This window comes from Sphingomonas alba, assembly GCF_023516555.1.
GTDB lineage: Bacteria > Pseudomonadota > Alphaproteobacteria > Sphingomonadales > Sphingomonadaceae > Sphingomicrobium > Sphingomicrobium album.
Window position 1 is genome coordinate 580637 of the sequence record NZ_JAMGBD010000002.1, and the last position, 19260, is coordinate 599896.

At 64.7% G+C, this 19260-nt stretch carries 21 protein-coding genes; 12 read left to right on the forward strand and 9 right to left on the reverse strand.

Annotated elements, in window-relative coordinates:
* Positions 1 to 3: 3 nt before the first annotated feature.
* Positions 4 to 1131: a dipeptidase gene (locus tag LZ536_RS12690; protein ID WP_249849143.1), complete on the reverse strand. Its 1128-nt coding sequence runs from the start codon at positions 1129 to 1131 to the stop codon at positions 4 to 6.
* Between the two features lie 191 nt (positions 1132 to 1322).
* Here LZ536_RS12690 and ruvB point away from each other — a divergent pair, with 191 nt between their 5' ends.
* From ruvB to pal, 8 genes are read left to right on the forward strand one after another with little or no spacing between them, the layout of a single operon-like run.
* Positions 1323 to 2366 (forward strand): Holliday junction branch migration DNA helicase RuvB, encoded by a 1044-nt coding sequence (gene ruvB, locus LZ536_RS12695; protein WP_249849144.1) that lies wholly within the window; start codon positions 1323 to 1325, stop codon positions 2364 to 2366.
* Positions 2366 to 3556, forward strand: coding sequence for a DUF3089 domain-containing protein (locus tag LZ536_RS12700; protein ID WP_249849145.1), 1191 nt, complete (start codon positions 2366 to 2368; stop codon positions 3554 to 3556). Before ruvB ends, LZ536_RS12700 begins: the two co-directional genes overlap by 1 nt.
* Before the next feature lie 41 nt (positions 3557 to 3597).
* The gene (locus LZ536_RS12705) at positions 3598 to 4065 is read left to right on the forward strand and encodes a YbgC/FadM family acyl-CoA thioesterase (protein ID WP_249849146.1); all 468 of its coding nucleotides are present in this window, start codon (positions 3598 to 3600) and stop codon (positions 4063 to 4065) included.
* Complete coding sequence (tolQ, locus tag LZ536_RS12710) at positions 4058 to 4747, forward strand: protein TolQ (protein WP_249849147.1); 690 nt, start codon at positions 4058 to 4060, stop codon at positions 4745 to 4747. The genes LZ536_RS12705 and tolQ overlap by 8 nt, the downstream gene beginning before the upstream one ends.
* Entirely contained in the window at positions 4747 to 5190 is a 444-nt protein-coding gene (tolR, locus tag LZ536_RS12715; RefSeq protein WP_249849148.1) for a protein TolR, read from the forward strand. Before tolQ ends, tolR begins: the two co-directional genes overlap by 1 nt.
* The gene (locus LZ536_RS12720) at positions 5187 to 5969 is read left to right on the forward strand and encodes a superantigen-like protein SSL4 (protein WP_249849149.1); all 783 of its coding nucleotides are present in this window, start codon (positions 5187 to 5189) and stop codon (positions 5967 to 5969) included. Before tolR ends, LZ536_RS12720 begins: the two co-directional genes overlap by 4 nt.
* 8 nt (positions 5970 to 5977) lie before the next feature.
* Entirely contained in the window at positions 5978 to 7273 is a 1296-nt protein-coding gene (tolB, locus tag LZ536_RS12725) for a Tol-Pal system beta propeller repeat protein TolB (protein ID WP_431357954.1), read from the forward strand.
* 17 nt (positions 7274 to 7290) lie between these two features.
* The gene (gene pal / locus LZ536_RS12730) at positions 7291 to 7812 is read left to right on the forward strand and encodes a peptidoglycan-associated lipoprotein Pal (protein WP_249849151.1); all 522 of its coding nucleotides are present in this window, start codon (positions 7291 to 7293) and stop codon (positions 7810 to 7812) included.
* Positions 7813 to 7818: 6 nt separating this feature from the next.
* Here pal and LZ536_RS12735 read toward each other — a convergent pair whose 3' ends face one another.
* Complete coding sequence (locus tag LZ536_RS12735; RefSeq protein ID WP_249849152.1) at positions 7819 to 8121, reverse strand: SEL1-like repeat protein; 303 nt, start codon at positions 8119 to 8121, stop codon at positions 7819 to 7821.
* 59 nt (positions 8122 to 8180) lie between these two features.
* Positions 8181 to 9056 carry a pantoate--beta-alanine ligase gene (gene panC, locus LZ536_RS12740; RefSeq protein WP_249849153.1) on the reverse strand — a complete coding sequence of 292 codons (876 nt, stop codon included), beginning with the start codon at positions 9054 to 9056 and terminating at the stop codon, positions 8181 to 8183.
* 92 nt (positions 9057 to 9148) lie between these two features.
* Between panC and LZ536_RS12745 the strand changes: the two genes are divergently transcribed.
* Both LZ536_RS12745 and pgmG read left to right on the forward strand, forming a co-directional pair.
* Complete coding sequence (locus tag LZ536_RS12745) at positions 9149 to 9946, forward strand: division plane positioning ATPase MipZ (RefSeq protein ID WP_249849154.1); 798 nt, start codon at positions 9149 to 9151, stop codon at positions 9944 to 9946.
* Between the two features lie 32 nt (positions 9947 to 9978).
* Entirely contained in the window at positions 9979 to 11358 is a 1380-nt protein-coding gene (gene pgmG, locus LZ536_RS12750) for a phosphoglucomutase/phosphomannomutase PgmG (protein WP_249849155.1), read from the forward strand.
* Here pgmG and LZ536_RS12755 read toward each other — a convergent pair.
* Positions 11355 to 13079, reverse strand: a complete 1725-nt coding sequence (locus LZ536_RS12755; protein ID WP_431357955.1) for a lysine--tRNA ligase — start codon at positions 13077 to 13079, stop codon at positions 11355 to 11357. The genes pgmG and LZ536_RS12755 overlap by 4 nt on opposite strands.
* Here LZ536_RS12755 and LZ536_RS12760 point away from each other — a divergent pair.
* Both LZ536_RS12760 and LZ536_RS12765 read left to right on the forward strand, forming a co-directional pair.
* Positions 12976 to 15675, forward strand: a complete 2700-nt coding sequence (locus tag LZ536_RS12760) for an ATP-dependent DNA helicase (RefSeq protein ID WP_249849157.1) — start codon at positions 12976 to 12978, stop codon at positions 15673 to 15675. The genes LZ536_RS12755 and LZ536_RS12760 overlap by 104 nt on opposite strands.
* On the forward strand, positions 15663 to 16172 hold the full coding sequence (locus LZ536_RS12765) for a SixA phosphatase family protein (protein ID WP_249849158.1): 510 nt from the start codon (positions 15663 to 15665) through the stop codon (positions 16170 to 16172). The genes LZ536_RS12760 and LZ536_RS12765 overlap by 13 nt, the downstream gene beginning before the upstream one ends.
* Here LZ536_RS12765 and LZ536_RS12770 read toward each other — a convergent pair.
* From LZ536_RS12770 to rpmF, 5 genes are all read right to left on the reverse strand, one after another.
* Positions 16169 to 16570: a MerR family transcriptional regulator gene (locus tag LZ536_RS12770; protein ID WP_249849159.1), complete on the reverse strand. Its 402-nt coding sequence runs from the start codon at positions 16568 to 16570 to the stop codon at positions 16169 to 16171. The two genes, LZ536_RS12765 and LZ536_RS12770, sit on opposite strands and share 4 nt — an antisense overlap.
* An 8-nt stretch (positions 16571 to 16578) precedes the next feature.
* On the reverse strand, positions 16579 to 16905 hold the full coding sequence (locus tag LZ536_RS12775) for an integration host factor subunit alpha (RefSeq protein ID WP_249849160.1): 327 nt from the start codon (positions 16903 to 16905) through the stop codon (positions 16579 to 16581).
* Between the two features lie 94 nt (positions 16906 to 16999).
* Positions 17000 to 17959: a beta-ketoacyl-ACP synthase III gene (locus tag LZ536_RS12780; protein WP_249849161.1), complete on the reverse strand. Its 960-nt coding sequence runs from the start codon at positions 17957 to 17959 to the stop codon at positions 17000 to 17002.
* Complete coding sequence (plsX, locus tag LZ536_RS12785) at positions 17956 to 19005, reverse strand: phosphate acyltransferase PlsX (RefSeq protein WP_249849162.1); 1050 nt, start codon at positions 19003 to 19005, stop codon at positions 17956 to 17958. The genes LZ536_RS12780 and plsX overlap by 4 nt, the downstream gene beginning before the upstream one ends.
* 22 nt (positions 19006 to 19027) lie before the next feature.
* On the reverse strand, positions 19028 to 19207 hold the full coding sequence (rpmF, locus tag LZ536_RS12790) for a 50S ribosomal protein L32 (RefSeq protein ID WP_249849163.1): 180 nt from the start codon (positions 19205 to 19207) through the stop codon (positions 19028 to 19030).
* Between the last annotated feature and the right edge of the window lie 53 nt (positions 19208 to 19260).

Here is a 19260-nt window from a genome sequence, read left to right on the forward strand (position 1 = left end):
GGCTTACCCGCCCCAGGCATCCTTGTAGACGCGCAGGAAATTGCCACCGAACAGCTTCTCCAGGCGCGACTGGCTCCAGCCCCGCTTGGAAAGGTCGCCCGCCAGCCGCCGGTAGCGGTCGACACTGTTGTAATCCTCAACCCAGGTATAGACCCCGACTGCCTCGCCGGGCGCAGCAATGCCAAGGTCGATGCGCTGCTGCTGCCATGCATCGAGCTTCTTCTTTGTCTCCGGGTCGAGCGTCAGTGGAAGGACGCCGTTATCGGTGCCGATGCCGACATGGTCCTCGCCTGCGACGTTCGCGACATGCTCGATATGGGCAATCAGGTCCAATCCCTTGGGATGGCTGTCGAGCGTCAGGAACGGCATGAAATAGACGCCGGTGACGCCGCCCTTGTCGGCAACCGCCTTGATGGTCGCATCATCCGTATTGCGCACATGGTCCGCAAGCGCGCGAGCGCCGGTATGACTGATGACTAGCGGCCGCTTCGCAAACGCCGCAGCCTCGGCCATCGTCTTGGCCCCGCCGTGGCTGAGGTCGAGCAGCATTTTCTCCGACTCGATCCGCTCGATGGTCTTGCGGCCGAGCTTGCTGAGGCCCGCGTTGGCCGGCTCCAGCGAGCCGTCGCCGGACAGGTTACGGTTGTTATAAGTCAGCTGGATGGTCATCACGCCATCCTTCTTCATCTGCGCCAGCCGATCGAGTTCCGGTCCGACCATGCACGTGTCCTGCGTGCCGATGACGACGCCGAACTTCTTCTCGCGCTTGGCTTTCAGGATTTCGGCGGCGCTGCGCACCAGAAGCAACCGGTCCGGGTTGGCATTGATGATGTTGTGCTTGTCCTGGATGCTCTTCTGATAGTCGCCCCAATTGTCCGTGCCGTTGCCGACAGGAAACACTGTGTCGCGGACCACGGTGACCCCGGTCGCCACCGTTTCCGCCCAACCACGGTCGGTGTAACGCAGCTGGTCGTCGGGGGAATAGGGATCGCCAAGCCCGCCCAGCGCATCGATGACGATGGCATTGTCGTACCAGCCCGGCCCGGCTACGGCTTTGGTCTTCGCAAGCGCAGGCGCGGCGACCAATGCGGCAGCTCCGGTGGCCATCATCGTACGGCGATTGATCAGCATTAGATTTCCTCCCTTGACGCTCAGGCTAGCATCGGCGCGCGCGAAATCCACTGTCCTACCGGCGAACTCTTGTGCAACATGGCCGCCATGGGCGGGATCCATTCTCGATTGGCGTTTACGGGAGGCCGGAAGCGCATAGGTTCGCAGGACATGGTCGCGCATCCCAAGACAATAGTGAACTTAGCGAACTTATGAGCGCCACCGACCCCGCCCGCATCACGACCCCGGAACGAACCGCTGAGGATGTGGACCATGCCCTGCGGCCAAAGAGCCTCGAAGAATTCATCGGCCAGAAGGCTGCGCGCGAGAACCTCCGCGTCTTCGTCACTGCCGCCAAGGGCCGCGGCGAGGCGCTCGACCATGTCCTGCTCCATGGCCCGCCCGGGCTCGGCAAGACGACGCTGGCCGGCATCCTCGCCCGCGAAATGGGCGTCGGCTTCCGCGCTACCAGCGGCCCGGTCATCGCCAAGTCCGGCGATCTCGCGGCACTCCTGACCAACCTTGAGGACGGCGACGTCCTTTTCATCGACGAGATCCACCGCCTCAATCCCGCAGTGGAGGAAGTCCTCTATCCGGCGATGGAGGATCGGGCGCTCGACTTGATGATCGGCGAGGGTCCGTCGGCCCGCTCGGTGCGGATCGACCTACCCCGTTTCACCCTGATCGGCGCAACGACGCGGCAAGGCCTGCTGACGACCCCGCTCCGGGATCGTTTCGGAATTCCGGTGCGGCTCAATTTCTACACGGTTGAGGAACTGGAACAGGTCGTGCGCCGCGCTGCGCGTCTCCTCGGCGTGCCGACCACCAATGAGGGCGAGCATGAGGTCGCCCGCCGCTCCCGGGGTACACCGCGCATTGCCAGTCGCCTCCTGCGCCGCGTCCGCGATTTCGCCCATGCGGCTGGCACCGACACCATCGACGCAGCGGTCGCCGACCGTGCGCTCGACCGGCTGGAGATCGACAGCCTCGGCCTCGACGCCATGGACCGTCGCTACCTCACGATGATCGCCGATCTCTACGGCGGCGGCCCCGTTGGCATCGAAACGCTCGCCGCGGGCCTCAGTGAGCCGCGCGACACGATCGAGGACGTCATTGAGCCCTATCTCATCCAGCTCGGCCTCATCGCCCGGACGGCCCGCGGGCGCTGCCTCAACGGCCGCGGCTGGAAGCATCTCGGCCTCAACCCGCCGGCCAATTCGCAAAACGGTCTATTCGATTCTGACGGAGTGAAATAATGCGCCTTCTGATCGCGGCGGCAGCGTCGCTCCTTGTCGCCATAACTCCTTCATCTGCCCAGCCCACAAAACCGGCAACCGTCGATTATGCACAGGATTCGAGCTGGCTGTGCCTACCCGGTCGGGCCGATGTTTGCTCAGCGCCCTTGGCGACGGTGGCGCTGAACGCCAGCGGCTACGGCTCAATCGGCAAGAGCGTTCCCGCCAAGGACCCCCCGCTCGACTGCTTTTATGTCTACCCGACTGTGTCGCGCGACAATGGCATGAACAGTGACCTCAACATGAATGAGGAGAATTTCGCCGCCGCAGCCCAGGCCGCGCGCTTCTCGTCCGTCTGCAAGGTCTATGCGCCCAAGTACCGCCAGATGACGGTGGGTGCGATCCTCGCCTTCTCGGCCGGCCAGGACATAAGCGCCTCGGCGGTGCTGGCTTACTCCGACGTCCTGCATGCCTGGCGCAACTTCCTCGCCACCCGCAATAGCGACCGGCCTTTCGTGCTCATCGGCCACAGCCAGGGCTCGCTGCACCTCATCCAGCTGATCGCCCGCGAAATCGAGACCAACCCCACCGTCGCCAGTCGCATGAAGCTCGCCATCATTCCGGGCTTCGATGTCATGGTTCCCCAGGGCAAGTTGGTCGGTGGCGACTTCAAGAAAACGCCGCTTTGCTCGAAAGCCGGTGAAACCGGCTGCGTCATCGCCTGGACCAGCTTCCGCGAAAATAACGTCCCGCCGGCCGGCGCCATCTTCGGCATCGCCACTCAGCCCGGCATGACCGTCGCCTGCGTCAACCCAGCGAAGCCCGGCGCGAAGGATTGGGTACCGCTCGATTCTTATTGGGCGTCCAAATCGACCTACGACGTCCCAGGCGGGCCCATTGTCTGGTCGACCGAAGGAGACCCGCCCACTCCCTGGGTGCGTGTCGACGGCCTCAATTCCGGCCAGTGCGTCAACGACGGCCAGCGTGGCTATTTTTCGATCCGCACCAACGCTGATCCGAAGGACAAGCGAACCGACCGAATTGGCGGCGAAGTCGGCGTCGCCGGCATGTTCATCCCCGGCTGGGGCATGCACCTCGCCGACATGCCATTGGTTCAAGGCGATCTGATCCGCCTTGTCGGCGACCTGAATGTCACTGCCTCCCTGGAAAAGACGGGAACCGGTCCAAAACAGGCAACGAGCCGCCGCTAGCGGTTTGACCCCATGACTCCGCCCTGTCTAAGGCTGGGGGCATGACGTCACGGGATCTCGACACGCCCTATCGCGGCGGTTTCGTCGGCGGCGAACACCGGTTCGCGTTGACCGTCTATTTTGAGGATACCGACACCGCCGGCATCGTCTACTATGCCAATTACCTGAAGTTCATGGAGCGGGCGCGGTCCGACATGCTCCGCGCCGCCGGCATCGACCAACGGGCAGCGAAGGAGGCGGGCGAAGGCGTCTATGCCGTCGCCGAGGTCAATATTCGCTACCTACGGCCCGCCAAGCTCGGCGAGGACCTCCTCGTCCTGTCGACAGTCGAACAGGTCCGCGCCGCCAGCGTCCTCATTCATCAGCGAGTCATGCGGGGAGACCAAACATTGGCCGATGCCCGCGTTACCGCTGCCTTCCTCGATCCATCGGACCGGCCGAAGCGCCAGCCCAAGCCTTGGGTCGAGACGTTCAAAGCCATTAGCGAGGGCGACAGTCTGAATGCCTGAATTCCAAGCCAGCAACGACATGATGTCGCCGCTGACCCTGTTCCTCCACGCCGACATCGTCGTGAAGGTCGTCATGCTCGGCCTGCTCGCCGCCAGTATCTGGACCTGGGCGATCATCTTCACCCATTCGATCCGCCTCAAGCGCATCAACCGGGCGACCGAGAAGTACGAGGCCGATTTCTGGGCCGCCGACGACATCGACGCCTTCCACACCAAACGCAGCAACGAGAAACTGCCGAGCGCCGCCATCCTGACCGCCGGCATGGATGAGTGGCGCCGCTCGACGCGGACCCGCAACATCGATCGTTCGGGCACGCGAGAGCGCCTTGCAACGCGGATGAATGCAGCCGTCGCCGCCGAGCTCGACCGCCTCGGGGACCGCCTCAACATCCTCGCCACCGTCGGCTCGGTCGCGCCTTTCGTCGGCCTATTCGGCACCGTGTGGGGGATCATGCGCAGCTTCACGTCGATCGCCGCGCAGAACAATACCTCGCTCGCCGTCGTTGCCCCGGGCATCGCCGAAGCCCTCTTCGCGACCGCCATCGGCCTGTTTGCCGCCATCCCGGCAGTCATCGCCTATAACCGCCTGACCCACGGCCTCGACCGGCTCGAGGCAAGGCTGAGCCGCTTCGCCGACCGCTTTCACGCCACGCTCAGCCGCGAACTGGAGGCCGAAGGCTGATGGGAGCTAGCCTGGGCTCCAAGAGCCGCGGTGGCCGTTCGCGCCGCGCGCCGATGGCGGAAATCAACGTCACGCCGCTGGTGGACGTCATGCTCGTGCTGCTGATCATCTTCATGGTGACGGCGCCGCTGCTCGTCGCCGGCGTGCCGGTGGACCTGCCCGAGAGCCGCGCCGGCGCGCTCGACCAGCAGGCGAAGCCGGTGCAGATCGCGCTCGACAAGGATGGCGCCCTCTTCATCGATGACCAGCCGGTCAGCGACGCCGCCTTGCCGCAACGCCTCTCCGCCATCGCCGCCGAACCCGCCCCACCCGAAGGCCGCCGAATTTATCTGCGTGCCGACAAGGCGCTCGACTACGGCCGCGTCATGCGCGTGATGGGCGAGCTTAATCGCGCTGGCCTCAACCACGTCGCCCTTGTTTCAGTCGGCGAGGAAAAGACATGAGCCCCGACCGCGCCGAAATTGCTGGCACTGGCGCGGCGATCGTTTTTCACGTCGCGCTCATCGCGGCGCTATCGACCAGCCTCGCTCATATGGCACAAGCGCCCGAGCCACCGTCCATGGAGGTTGAACTGGTGGACGATGTCGGCCTGCAATCCGCCGCGCCGCAGACCGTATCGACCCCGCCGCCGCCAAGCGAGGCGCCGGAGATGGGTCAGGCGATCGAGCCTGCTCCAACGCCTCCCCCTGAACCGGTGACGGCCCCGTCGGTCCCGGCGCCCAAGCCCATGATTACCTCTCAGACCGCTCAGAAGCCGCAGAAGCCGACCGCGACTCCTCGACAGGCCCCAGCCAAACCCGCTCCGCGCGTCTCACGGATTGGCGACGACTTTCTCAAGGGAATCACAGGTTCGGACGCGCCGTCCCGTCCCGCCCGGCAATCGGGAGCGACCTTCGACGCCAAGGCCAAGGCCAGCGTCGCTGCCCTATTCCAGCGCCTCGTTCAGCCCTGCGCCGACAATCAGGTGAATCCCGGCAGCGGCGCCAATCGCATCCGCGTTACCGTCAACCTCCGGTTACGGCCCAACGGCTCGCTCGCCAGCGCCTCGGTGGTTCGCGTCAGCGGCGTCGATGACGATAATGCCAGCTACGAAGAGCGAGTGAAGGATCTCGCGGTCGCCGTTTACCGCGAATGCGCACCATTCCGCGGCCTGCCGCCCGATCTCTACAAGACCGACCAGGGCGGCTGGTCCAACATCAACCTGACCTACAAACTGCCATGAGGACCGACATGCGCCGATCCCTGACCTTGCTTGCACTGCTCCTTCCCGCCGCCTCGGCGCTCGCGCAGGACGAAGGCGCGCCGCCGGTCGAGGTCGAGGTCGTCGGCGGCCAGAACAGCCAGCTGACCGTGGCCGTCCCCGAAATGCCGGGCCAGGCAATCGGCCGCAGCATATCCGAGGTCATCGCTTCCGATTTGCGCTCGACTGGCGGCTTCACACCGATCGGGCCGTCCGGCGTCCCAACGTATGGCCAGGCCCAGGCCGCCAGCCCCGCGTTCGGCGAATGGCGGAGCACTGGCGCCGGCGCCCTGGTCACGGGCTATGTCGAACCCCGTGCCGACGGCCGCGTCACCCTGGCCTGCTATCTCCACGACGTCACCGCCGGCCGCCTGCTCGCCAATCAGGGCTTCACGGTCGCCCAGGCCGACTGGCGCCGCGCCGCGCACAAGTGCGCCGACCTCGTTTACTCCCGTCTCTCAGGTCAGGGCGCCTTCCTCGACACCCGCATCGTTTACGTTGCCGAGAGCGGCCCCAAGACCAACCGCGTCAAGCGCATCGCCATCATGGATTCAGACGGCTCAAACCACCGCTACCTGACGGCGGGCAAGGCGGTTGTGACCATGCCGCGTTTCTCCCCGCGCGGTGACCGCTTGGTTTACACTGGCATGCTGGCAAGGAAGCCGCGCGTCTTCGTCCTCGACATCGCCTCGGGCCGCGAGCGCCTGCTCGTGCCCGGGGGCGCGCTGACCTTCGCACCTCGGTTCTCGCCGGATGGCCGGCGGATCGTCTTCAGCTGGGCCAATAACGGCAACACAGACATTTATGTCATTGGGGCCGACGGTGGGACCCCGCAACGGCTGACCAGCGCACCCGGCGCCGACACCTCCCCCAGCTACTCGCCTGACGGTACCCGCATCGTCTTCGAAAGCGATCGCGGCGGCACGCAGCAGCTTTACGTCATGAATGCCGACGGCACCGGCCAGCGCCGCATCAGCTTCGGCGCCGGCCGCTACGCCTCGCCGGTCTGGAGCCCGCGCGGCGATCTTATCGCCTTCACCCGCATCGCCGGCAGCTTCAATATCGGCGTGATGAGCCCGTCAGGCGGCTCACCGAAGATCCTGACTGACGGCTGGCAGGACGAGGGTCCCAGCTGGGCACCCAACGGCCAGTTCGTCATGTTCAACCGAATTGCGCGCGGCGGCGGCTCCAGCCTCTACGCCGTGCCCATCAGCGGCGGTGTCGCGCGCCGCATGCCCACCCCGCAGGACGGATCCGACCCAAGCTGGTCGCCGCTCCAGAGCTAATCCCAAGGAGAATTTGAATGCGTAAGACTTTTGTTATCGGCGCTGCCGCCATCGCCATCGTCGTTTCCGGCTGTGCCAAGCGGACCCCACCGCCCGAAGTCACCCAGCCGCCGGCCGAGGCGGTCGGCCCGAACGGCGAAGCAGTTAACCCCGCCGACGTCGAGCTTCAGGAACTTCCCGCGCAGCAGGCGGACATGATCGCCAAGGCCGGGTCCGACACCGTCTATTTCGGCACCGACGAATATCAACTGGACGTCGCCGCTAAGGCGACTCTGGCTGCGCAGGCCCGCTGGCTGCTCGCCAACACCAACGTCCGCGCTTCGATCGAGGGGCATTGCGACGAGCGGGGCACGCGCGAGTACAACATGGCCTTAGGTGAGCGCCGCGCCAATGCTGCGAAGGACTTCCTGCTGTCGCAGGGCGTTCCGGAAGCCCGACTGCTGGTCACCAGCTGGGGCAAGGAGCGTCCGGTCGCGGTCGGCTCCAACGAGGAAGCCTGGGCCCAGAACCGCCGGGCCGTGACCGTCCTGGTCCGGTAAGAATTACTAGGCTGCGTAGCGCTGGGTGCCGGTGGCGCCCAGCCATGCGCGCGCCTGGCGTTGCGCCTCGGCGATTTCGCGCGCCGTCATTTCCACGCTGATCTCGGCGCGGCACATTTGCGAGCGTGTGTCGCCCGACAGAGCCGCCAGGTTGAACCATTTGTGCGCCTCGATGAGGTCGACGGAAATGCCGCCCCGGCCGGTCGAATAGGTCACGCCAAGCTCGTAAAGCGCATCGACATTGCCGCGAGCCGCGTCGGCAAGCCGGCTGCGGAGGAGGAAATCGGCACTCTTCTGACTAATCGCCATGATGAACTGTCCCCTGTTCGTCGTTGGGGGCAATTCAACAGCCAGACCCTATGAAATGGTTAACGCGGTGGTGACCCAGTTTCCGAAACTGTGTCCGAAATGACACTTACGTTATCGATCAGGCGGGTTTTGCCGATGGTAGCGGCCGCGATCAGGCGCATGTCGACGGTTGCTTCGGAGAGTGGCACTAGGGTGCTGGCATCTACCAAAGCGAAATAGTCGATCTTAAGGAAGCCGGCGTTCACGAGGGCCTGCTTCGCGGCCGCGAGCGCGGGGCCAACAGGCTCTCCGGCGGCAATCTGCTGCGCTGCATCCCGGAGTGCTTTCGGTAGTGCCAGAGCCCGCTCGCGTTCGTCCGGGCTCAGATGCGCATTGCGCGATGAAAGGGCCAATCCAACGGCATCGCGAACCGTCGGTACGCCAACAATCTCGACTGGCAGACCAAGGTCGGCGACCAACCGACGGATAACCGTCAGCTGCTGGAAGTCCTTCTCGCCGAACAAGGCGACGTCGGGTTCGCATGCGATCAGTAGCTTGGCGACCACGGTCGCGACGCCATCGAAATGGCCAAGGCGATGCTCGCCTTCCCAGCGTTTGCTAATCCCAGTCACGCTCACCGTCGTCGCGAAGCCGTCGGGATACATGTCGCCGGCTGTCGGCAACCAGGCGATTTCGCAGCCTGCCGCTTCCAGCATCACCAGGTCCTGCTCCTCCTGCCGTGGGTAGCGAGCAAGGTCGGCCGGATCGTTGAACTGGGTCGGATTGACGAAGATGCTGGCTGCGACGGCGTCGGCGTGTTTGGCCGCTTCGTTCACCAGATGGACGTGCCCGGCGTGCAGCGCGCCCATGGTCGGCACCATCGCCAGGGATTTGCCGCTATCTTTCAACGCCTTGACGGCCGCCCGCAGCGATTGTGGATCACGAATGATTTGCAACGGATTCAGCCGTCCGATACACCTTGTCGAAGGCCGCGCTTGTGGGGCGGGGGCGGCTTGCGATCAAGAGTTTCAAGGGGTTTCCGGGGGAAATGGGTCAGCCGCACTTCGTCGTCTTCGCCAATGAAAAGGGCGGGACGGGCAAATCGACAACTGCTGTCCATACGGCCGTGGCCCTGGCTGCTTCGGGCCACCGCGTCGGCGCTTTGGACCTCGACAGCCGCCAGCGTACCCTCACCCGCTACCTAGAGAACCGCGCCGCGACCATCCGCCGGCTCGAGGCCGATTTGCCGCAACCGGCCTTCGAAGTGCTTGACGACCACAGCGAGGCCGGGCTTGACGCCGCCATTGGCCGTTTGTCGCAGCTGGCCGACGTTATCGTCATCGACACGCCGGGCCGCGACGATCCCATCGCTCGCGCCGCCATTCTCAAGGCCGATACCTTGGTTACGCCGATGAACGACAGTTTCGTCGACCTGGATCTTATCGGCCAGGTCCACCCGGACAATTACAAGATTACCAAGCCGAGCTTCTATGCCGAGCTCATCTGGAACAGCCGTACTCAGCGCGCCAAGGTCACCGGCAAGAGCGTCGACTGGGTCGTGCTGAGGAACCGCCTGCAGCACATCGCCTCGCACAACCTCCAGCGGGTCGGCGCTGCCCTCGACGAACTGGCCCGCCGCGTCGGCTTCCGCGTCATCCCCGGCCTCGGCGAGCGCGTGATCTATCGCGAGCTCTTTCCCAAGGGCCTGACGCTGCTCGATCTTGCCGAATTGGGCGAAGTCGGCATCGGCCACATCACCGCAAGACAGGAGCTGCGCGAGATGATCGCCGGCCTCGGAATCCCGGGCTCCGGAGAGGACGAGCAAAAGGTTGCGGTTGCAGGCTGAACCCGCAGGCCGCTAGGGCCGTTTGCGCAGCCATGACCCACACATTCCACCCGTCCATCCTGCGCGAATATGACATTCGCGGAATCGTCGGCTCGACGCTTACGGAGAAGGATGCTTATGCCCTTGGCCGCAGCTATGCGGCGCTGGCCGTCAACGAAGGTGTACGCTCGGTCGCGGTCGGCCGCGACGGCCGGATCCATTCGCCCATGTTGGAGAAGGCCCTCATCGAAGGCCTTACCGAGGGCGACATCGACGTCGTCCGCATTGGCATGGGGCCCAGTCCGATGCTCTATTATGCGACGCACGAGCTTGATGTTGGCGGCGGTGTCCAAGTCACCGGCAGCCACAATCCGGGCGACTATAACGGATTCAAGATGCTGCTGAATGGCCGGTCGGTTTTCGGCGAGGAAATCCAGAAGCTGGGCCGCATTGCCGCCGGCGGTGAATGGCCAGAAGGTCATGGCCTGGCCACCGACAGCGACGTGCTCGACTCCTACGTGAACCGCCTCGTCGGGGATTTCCAGGGCGGCAGCTTCCGTATCGGCTGGGACGCCGGCAATGGCGCCGCCGGTCCTGCGGTCGAGAAGCTCGTCCGGAAGCTTCCCGGCGAGCACTTCACCCTCTTCACCGAGGTCGACGGGAGCTTCCCCAATCATCACCCGGACCCGACGGTCGAGAAAAACCTCGCTCACCTGAAGGAACTGGTGCTCGCGAACCATTTGGATTTCGGTATCGCCTTCGACGGCGATGGCGACCGCATTGGCGCGGTAGATGGCCGCGGGCGCGTAATCTGGGGCGACCAGTTGATGATGCTGTTCGCGGGCCCGGTGCTCAACGAAAATCCCGGCGCGACCATCATCGCCGACGTCAAGGCGAGCCAGGCCCTGTTCGATCGCATCAGCGATCTTGGCGGCCAGCCGCTCATGTGGAAGACCGGCCACAGCCTCATCAAGTCGAAGATGAAAGAGACCGGCGCGCCGCTGGCCGGCGAAATGAGTGGCCATATCTTCTTCAAGCACCGCTGGTACGGTTTCGACGACGCGCTTTATGCCGCCGTCCGGCTGATCGAAGCCGTCGCGCGTTCGGGCGAGAGCCTGACCTCGCTGGTCGACCAGATGCCGCAGACAGTGGCGACGCCGGAAATGCGCTTCCCCGTCGATGCCTCGCGCAAGTTCGCAATCGTGCAGGAGGTGTTGCAGCGATTGAATGCCAGCGGACACCGCGTCGATTCCACCGACGGCGCCCGGGTCATGACCTCAGATGGTTGGTGGCTATTGCGCGCCTCGAACACACAGGACGTGTTGGTCGCTCGCGCTGAATCCAAGGACGATGCCGGTCTCGCCCGCCTCGTCGCCGAAATCGACCAGCAACTGGCCCTCTCAGGCGCCGCGCGAAACCACGCCGAGCACTAGGCCGCCAGAGCCTCGGCGATCAGCCGGCGGCTGTTGTCGACCCCGTACAGCGCGATAAAGCTGCCCATTCGGGGGCCTTGCGAGGAGCCGAGCAGCGTCTCATAAAGCGCCTGGAACCAGTGGCGCAGGCTCTCGAACGGATAATGCTTGCCGACCTCGAAGACGATGTTCTGGATGCGGTCTGCATCCGCGTCGGCCGGAAGCGCCGCCAGCTCGGCGTCGAGTTCCTTCAGCGCCGCTACCTCGTCGCCTTGCGGGGCGCGGCGCTTGAGTGACGGCGCGACGAAATCGCGGGCGTAATTGACGGCGAGGCCGATCAGCTCGTCGAGGGCAGGATCGGCCTCCGGCGAGCAGTCCGGCGAATAACGCTGGACGAAGCGCCATGCCGTCTCTTTGTCGGCGACGCCCGGCAGGCTGGCAAGGTTCAGAAGCAACCCATAGGTTAGCGGCAGGCCACCCTCCGGCACCTTGCCGCCGTGGATGTGGTGCACCGGATTGCCGAGCTTCTGCTCGATCGGCTGGTCCGGATAATTGCCGCGGAACTGCCAATATTCGTCGACCGCGCGCGGGATCACGCCAAGGTGCAGGCTCTTCGCCTTCTTCGGCTCGCGATAGGCGAAGAAGGCCAAGCTCGGCTCGCTGCCATAGGTCAGCCATTCCTCGAGGCTGAGGCCGTTGCCTTTTGACTTGGAGATCTTCTCGCCCTTTTCGTCGAGGAACATCTCGTAATTGAAACCCTCGGGCGGCCGGCCGCCGAGGATGCGGGCAATCTTGCCGGACTGGATGGTGCTGTCGATCAGGTCCTTGCCGGCCATCTCATAATCGACACCGAGCGCGACCCAGCGCATCGCCCAGTCGACCTTCCACTGCAGCTTCGACCGGCCGCCAAGCGCGGTCTGCTCGATGCGGGTGCCGTCCTCGTCGGTGAACGCTATGAGGCCGAGTTCGGCGTCCATCACCTCGACCGGGACCTGCAGCACGCGACCGCTCGACGGCGAGAGCGGAAGCACTGGAGAATAGGTCTGGCGCCGTTCCTCGCGCAGCGTCGGCAGCATCACGCCGAGAATTTCGTCCCACTTGCGCAGGACAGCGCGCAGCGTGTCGTCGAACCGGCCGCTGGCATAATATTCGGTCGAGGACGCAAATTCGTAGCCGAAGCCGAACCGGTCGAGGAAGCGCCGCAGCATCGCATTATTGTGATGCGCGAAGCTCTCGTGCGTTCCAAACGGATCGGGGATCTGGGTCAGCGGCTTACCGAGATGTTCGGTCAGCATCGCCTGGTTGGGGACGTTGTCGGGAACTTTGCGAAGTCCGTCCATGTCGTCGGAAAAGGCGATTAGCCGCGACGGCGCGCCGCCGGTCAGCTCGTGGAAGGCGTTACGGACGAAGGTCGTGCGAAGCACCTCGTTGAACGTGCCGATGTGCGGCAGGCCCGACGGCCCGTACCCCGTTTCAAAAATCATCGGCTCGCCATTGGGTTTCCCGTCCGGCCAGCGCTTCAGGAGCTTGCGCGCCTCCTCATAGGGCCACGCCTTGCTGGCCAATGCGGCGGTTCGAAGGGTTTCAGCGTCCAAAGCTCGTTGCTCTTTTGTTCTTGAGATACCAATGATTGCGGCGATGGCCGCTCCTTTGCCCCTTCCGGCGCTGCACGCAACCCATGCCGGCATCTGGATCGCCGACGCGGGCGGCGAGCCGCGCGAGGCTTCGCGCGGCGAAGCCATTTCCCGGGCAGCGGAAACGCCGCACATCCTGCTGAATGCACCGCTAGTCGGTCAGCGACTGGGTTATCCCGAATTGAGCGGGCTGGACCTGCTGGAACTGTTCGCCTTCATCCACCCCGCACGATTCGCGGTCCCGACGCCCGCGGGACTAAGCCGGGCGCTCGGCCTTCAGCCGCCCGAGTCCGAAGTCGACGCCGCCGCTGCTCTTGGTCGCATCGCCGAGGTCCTGCTTGACCGCCTGGCGGACCCGGACTGGCCCGAGCGGGAAGGCGCCTGGACCTCCAACGCGACATTGCAGCGTCTCGGTTGGGGCTGGGCCGGGCTGATCGGCAATCGATTGGAACGGCCCGAGCGAAGCGAACGAATGCTGTTCGCCCGCCTTCCGCAATGGGAAGAATCGGCCGAGCGGCCGCCGCCAAGGACGATTTCTGTTTCAGAAGATGACGCGCGCGATCGACTGAACGAACTTACCGGCAAAGGCGCCGAGCCCCGAGACGGCCAAAAAGCCATGGCGGCCGCGGTCGCGCACGTCTTTGACCCGCGATCCAAACCCGACTCGCCGAACATGCTCCTCGCGGAGGCCGGAACCGGCATCGGCAAGACCCTAGCCTATCTGGCACCCGCTTCGTTATGGGCGGAACGGGCCGGCGGAACGGTCTGGGTTTCGACCTTCACTAAGGCGCTGCAACGGCAGCTCGATGCCGAGGGTGCACGGATCATCGCCGATCCTAAGGAGCGTGCGGAACGGATCGTCATCCGCAAGGGCCGTGAAAACTATCTCTGCCTCCTCAACCTAGAGGACGCTCTCCAAGGGGCTTTTTCCGGCCGCGCCGCGATTCTCGCCCAGCTTGCGGGGCGCTGGGCCGCCTACAGCCGCGATGGCGATATGGTCGGCGGCGACCTGCCCGGCTGGCTTCCGAGCCTGTTCCGCCGCGCCGGCGCAACCGCGCTCACCGACCGGCGCGGCGAGTGCGTTTATGCCGGTTGTCCGCACTACCGCCGCTGCTTCATCGAGCGGGCTGAGCGTGCAGGCCGCGAAGCTGACCTCATCATCGCCAATCACGCGCTCGTCATGGTCAATGCAGCGCGAGGACGGCCAGATGCACCGAGCCGCATCCTGTTCGACGAGGGCCACCACCTGTTCGACGCTGCGGATTCGACCTTCTCGGTCGCGCTTGGCGGCCAGGAAGCGATTGAACTCAGGCGATGGATCGTCGGGCCCGAAGGCCGTTCGCGCGGACGCCGGCGCGGCCTGGCGGCGCGGCTGATGGACGTTGCGAGCTATGATGACGAGGGCGCCAAGGCGCTCGATGCGGCGGTCGAAGCGGCCAAGGCGCTCCCTTCCGATGGCTGGCTCCAGCGGCTGGCGGAACGCGCGCCGTTCGGTCCCATCGAGGCCTTACTCGCCGAGGTTCGCGGAACGGTTTACGCTCGCGCGAAGGCGCAGGATGCGGGCTATGGTCTCGAAACCGAGCTGGCCGAGCCGGACGGCGCGCTCGTCGAAGCATCGGCTCGCGCGCTGGAGACTCTGGAGGCCCTGCAGCGTCCGCTGGCAGCTTTGACCCGACGGCTCGAAGCCGTGCTCGAAGATGCGCCGGACTGGCTCGACAGCCAGGCTCGGGCGCGCGTTGACGGCGCGATCAATGGCCTCGCCTGGCGCCGCGAGGCGCTCTCCGCCTGGATTGCGCTGCTCGGCCGCATCGGCGGTAGCGCCGACCCCGATTTCGTCGACTGGCTCGCGATCGAACGCGTTGAAGGTCGCGAATATGATGTCGCCATCCACCGTCACTGGCTCGACCCGACCCGGCCATTGGCAAAGGCGGTGTTGGCGCCCGCGCACGGCGTACTCGTCACTTCGGCGACTCTGCGTGGATCGGAGAGCTGGGACGCCGCGGAAGCGCGCACCGGGGCATTGCATCTGCCAAGCCCGGTCGCCCATTTCGAGACCGAAAGCCCGTTCGACTATCCGGAAGCGACCGAAGTGCTGGTCGTTACCGATGTTGGCCGCAACGATGTCGCAGCGCTGGCAGGTGCCTATGCCAAGCTGATCGAAGCCGCAGGCGGCGGAACGCTCGGCCTGTTCACCGCCATCCAGCGACTGAAGGCGGTGCACGCGCGCATTGCCGACCGGCTGGCGCGCGAGGGCCTCCCGCTCTTTGCCCAGCATGTCGATCCAATCGATGCTGGCACCCTTGTCGACATGTTCCGCGACGACCCGCACGCCTCGCTGCTCGGAACCGACGCGCTTCGCGACGGCGTCGATGTGCCCGGCGATTCGCTGCGGCTGGTGGTGATGGAGCGCGTTCCGTGGCCGCGACCGACGGTCCTCCACGCGGCCCGGCGGCTCGCTTACGGGGGCAGCGCTTATGACGACCGGGTCATCAAAGCGCGGCTCGCTCAAGCATTCGGCCGCCTCATCCGCCGCCAGGGCGACTGCGGTGTGTTCGTGATCTTGTCGGCGGCAATGCCGTCGCGACTGCTCACGGCATTTCCGCCAGGCGTGCGAGTCTCGCGCGTGCCGCTCGACGTCGCCGTCGAACGAGTTAAACAGCGCCTCGGCGCCATCGTCGAGGAGAAGACCGCGTGCGAAGCCTGACCCTGTTGCGGCACGCCAAGTCGAGCTGGGACGATGAGTCGGTCGACGACTTTCATCGCCCGTTGAACGAGCGGGGCTGGCGTTCGGCCAAGGCGATGGGTGAATATCTGGCGACGCATGAAAAACAGTTCAATCTCATCCTCGCCAGCCAGGCGGAACGGGTCGTGCAAACGCTTAGGGGCTTGGCGGAGGGCGGCTGGCAACACGGGCCGGTGCAGTTCGATCCCGCCATTTACCATGCTGGCTATCAAGAGCTGCTCGGCATCATCCGAGCGACATCGGAGGACGTGCAGCGCTTGCTGGTTGTCGGCCACAATCCGACCATCGGCACCCTCGCCGCTCAGCTCAGCCGGAATGGCGGCGAAGAGGTCCTGGGCAAATATCCGACGGGCGCCTTGGCCGAAATCGAGCTGGATATAGGCGGGTGGACCGAGCTCGAGCCGAATAACGGCCAGCTGACCACGTTCGTTACCCCGAAATCTCTGTTCAAGGATTAGTCGGTCAGCGCGTTGCGCAAGCGGTCGCGGAGTTCGATGAGCTTCTCGACATCGACACCGCCATTGTCCGACGGGACGATAGCCGGAGTGAACATCGCAGGGTCATGACGTGGTGCAGGCTCGACCTCGGGCGTTATAGCTGCAGCTTTGGGCTGCTCGCGCAGCAGCTTCTGGACGCCGCGGACCGTATAGCCCTCGTTCGACAGGAGGTTGTGGATGCGCCTCGCCAGGGCGACATCGGCCGGCCGGTAATAACGCCGGTTGCCGGCGCGTTGAAGCGGACGCAGCTGCGAGAACTTGGTTTCCCAGTAGCGCAGGATATGCTGGGCGACCCCTAACTCTTCGGAGAGTTCGCCGATTGTGCGGAAAGCCTCCGGATCCTTGTCGGCGGCTGTCACCTACACCCCTATTTCGCGACCTTATCGCGCATGATCTGGCTGGCGCGGAACGTCATCACGCGTCGCGGCGCGATGGGCACTTCCACACCCGTCTTGGGGTTGCGGCCGATCCGCTGTCCTTTGTCGCGCAGGATGAAGCTGCCGAAGCCGGAAATCTTCACGTTCTGCCCTTCGGACAGAGCGTGGCACATATGGTGGAGCATACGCTCCACCAGGTTGGCGCTTTCGGCGCGCGACAAGCCAAGCTTGCGGTGGACGACGTCCGACAAATCGGCCCTGGTCAGGGTACCCGCGTGAAGTCCGTCGTGAGTCCGGGCGATACCCGCATCCGCCATAATGAACCCCTTTGCCCCGTTCGCTGGCGAGCAGCAATTTTAGGAGCCTAACCAAAAAGATGCCGGTCGGCAATCCGATCCGACATGAAGTCTGTTAATAGCGTAAGGCGGCCGCACCCCAGGTGAAGCCGCCGCCCATCGCTTCAAGCACGACGAGATCGCCGCGCTTGATGCGACCGTCGCGCACGGCGGCATCAAATGCAAGCGGTACGGAGGCGGCGGACGTGTTCGCGTGACGGTCGACCGTCATCACCACCTTTTCGGGCGGCAGGCCGAGCTTGCGGGCGGTCGCATCCAGAATTCGCGCATTGGCCTGGTGCGGCACGACCCAATCCACGTCGGATGCCTGAAGGCCGGCGTCCGCCAAGACTTCGGTGAGCACTTCGGCAAGGTTGACGACCGCGTGGCGGAACACTTCCTTGCCCTTCATCCGAAGCTTGCCGACCGTCTGGGTCGTTGACGGTCCACCGTCGACGAACAGCAATTCATTGTGCCGGCCATCCGCGTGAAGCTTGGTCGTAATGATGCCGTCTTCGCCTTCCTCGGCCTTCAGCACGAGCGCGCCGGCTCCATCGCCAAACAACACGCAGGTCGCGCGGTCTTCCCAATCGAGGATGCGGCTAAAGGTCTCCGAGCCAATGACGAGCGCCGTATCGGCCGAGCCTGACCGCAGCATCGAGTCCGCCACGGTCAGTGCGTATAGGAAACCGGTGCAGACGGCGTGGACGTCGAAGGCGATGCAGTCATTGATGCCAAGCATCGCCTGCACCTTCGTCGCCGACGACGGAAAGGTCTGGTCCGGAGTGGCCGTCGCGAGCACGATTAGGCCAACCTCGCTCGCGGCGATGCCGGCATGCTCCAGAGCCTTGACCGAAGCTTGGTGGGCCAAGGTCGCGGTCGTCTCGCCGGCATCGGCGATATAACGGTTACGGATGCCCGTCCGCTCGACGATCCACTCGTCCGAGGTATCGACCTGCGCCGCCAGCTCGGCATTAGAAACACTGCGCTTGGGGAGGGCCGAACCGACGCCCTTAACAACAGAACGACGGGTCACTCGGCGGCCTCATGACTGAAAGCGTGGGCACGGAAGTTGTCGAGGTCCTCCCCGATCTTTCGGGTGATGTCGTTGGCGACCATCCGGGCCGCGACACCGATGGCGTTGGCGACGCCCTTGGGATTGGCGCTCCCATGGCTCTTCACGACGAGACCGTTAAGGCCGAGGAAGACGGCGCCATTGTGATTGTTGGGGTCAAGGTGGACTTTCAACGTATGCAGGGCCGGCGCTGAGAGCGCGAAGCCGGCCTTGGAGCGAAGCGAACTCTTGAAGGCGCGCCTCAACAGGTCGGTAACGAAACGCGCCGTCCCTTCAGCGGTCTTGAGCGCGATGTTGCCGGAAAAGCCGTCGGTGACGACGACATCGATATTGCCGCGCGACAATTGGTCGCCCTCGGTGAAGCCGTCGAAGGTCATCGGCAGATAATCCGCTTCCCGAAGCAGTGCTGCCGCTTCCTTCAGCTCGTCGGTACCCTTCAATTCCTCGGTGCCGATGTTGAGCAGTTTCACCCGGGGCTTCCTGATCCCAAGGACAGTCCGGGCATAAGCGGAACCCATCACCGCGAACTGGACCAGGTTCTGGGCGTCACATTCGGTATTGGCGCCGAGGTCCAGCATAACGCAATCCTGGTCGCCAAGAGTCGGTAGCAATGCCGCCAGCGCGGGCCGGTCGATGCCGGGCATGGTGCGTAGAGCCAGCTTCGACATCGCCATCAGCGCGCCGGTGTTACCGCCTGAGACTGCGGCGTGAGCGAGCCCGTCCTTCACCGCGTTGATCGCCATGCCCATCGAGGTGGTGCGAGCGCGGCGGATGGCCTGGCTCGGCTTTTCCGAGCCCTGAATGGCGTCCGTGGTGTGATGAACATTGACCGCGCCTTTTAGGCCCGGATGCCGGTCCAGTTCCGGCGCGATCAGCGCCTCGTCGCCGAAGACCTCAAAGCCAATGCCGTCGACCTTACGGCGCGCACGAGCCATCCCGGCGACCATGGCCGCCGGGCCCGTGTCTCCTCCCATGGCGTCGATGGCGATGCGCGGGCTGGCGTCCACGGCCAATGCGCTCTCGCTTCGCTCAGGCCTCGGTCGAGGTGACTTCACGGCCATTGTAATGGCCGCAAGCAGAACAGAGGTTGTGGGGCAGCTTCAACTCGCCGCAGTTCGGGCATTCCTGGAAGCTGGCCGGCGTCAGCGCATGATGGCTGCGGCGCATGTTGCGCTTGGACGGCGATGTTTTTCTCTTGGGGACGGCCATTGCGGCACCTGTCTCTTCAATTGTTCAAAAAAATTAGCGACTCTCCTCGCCTA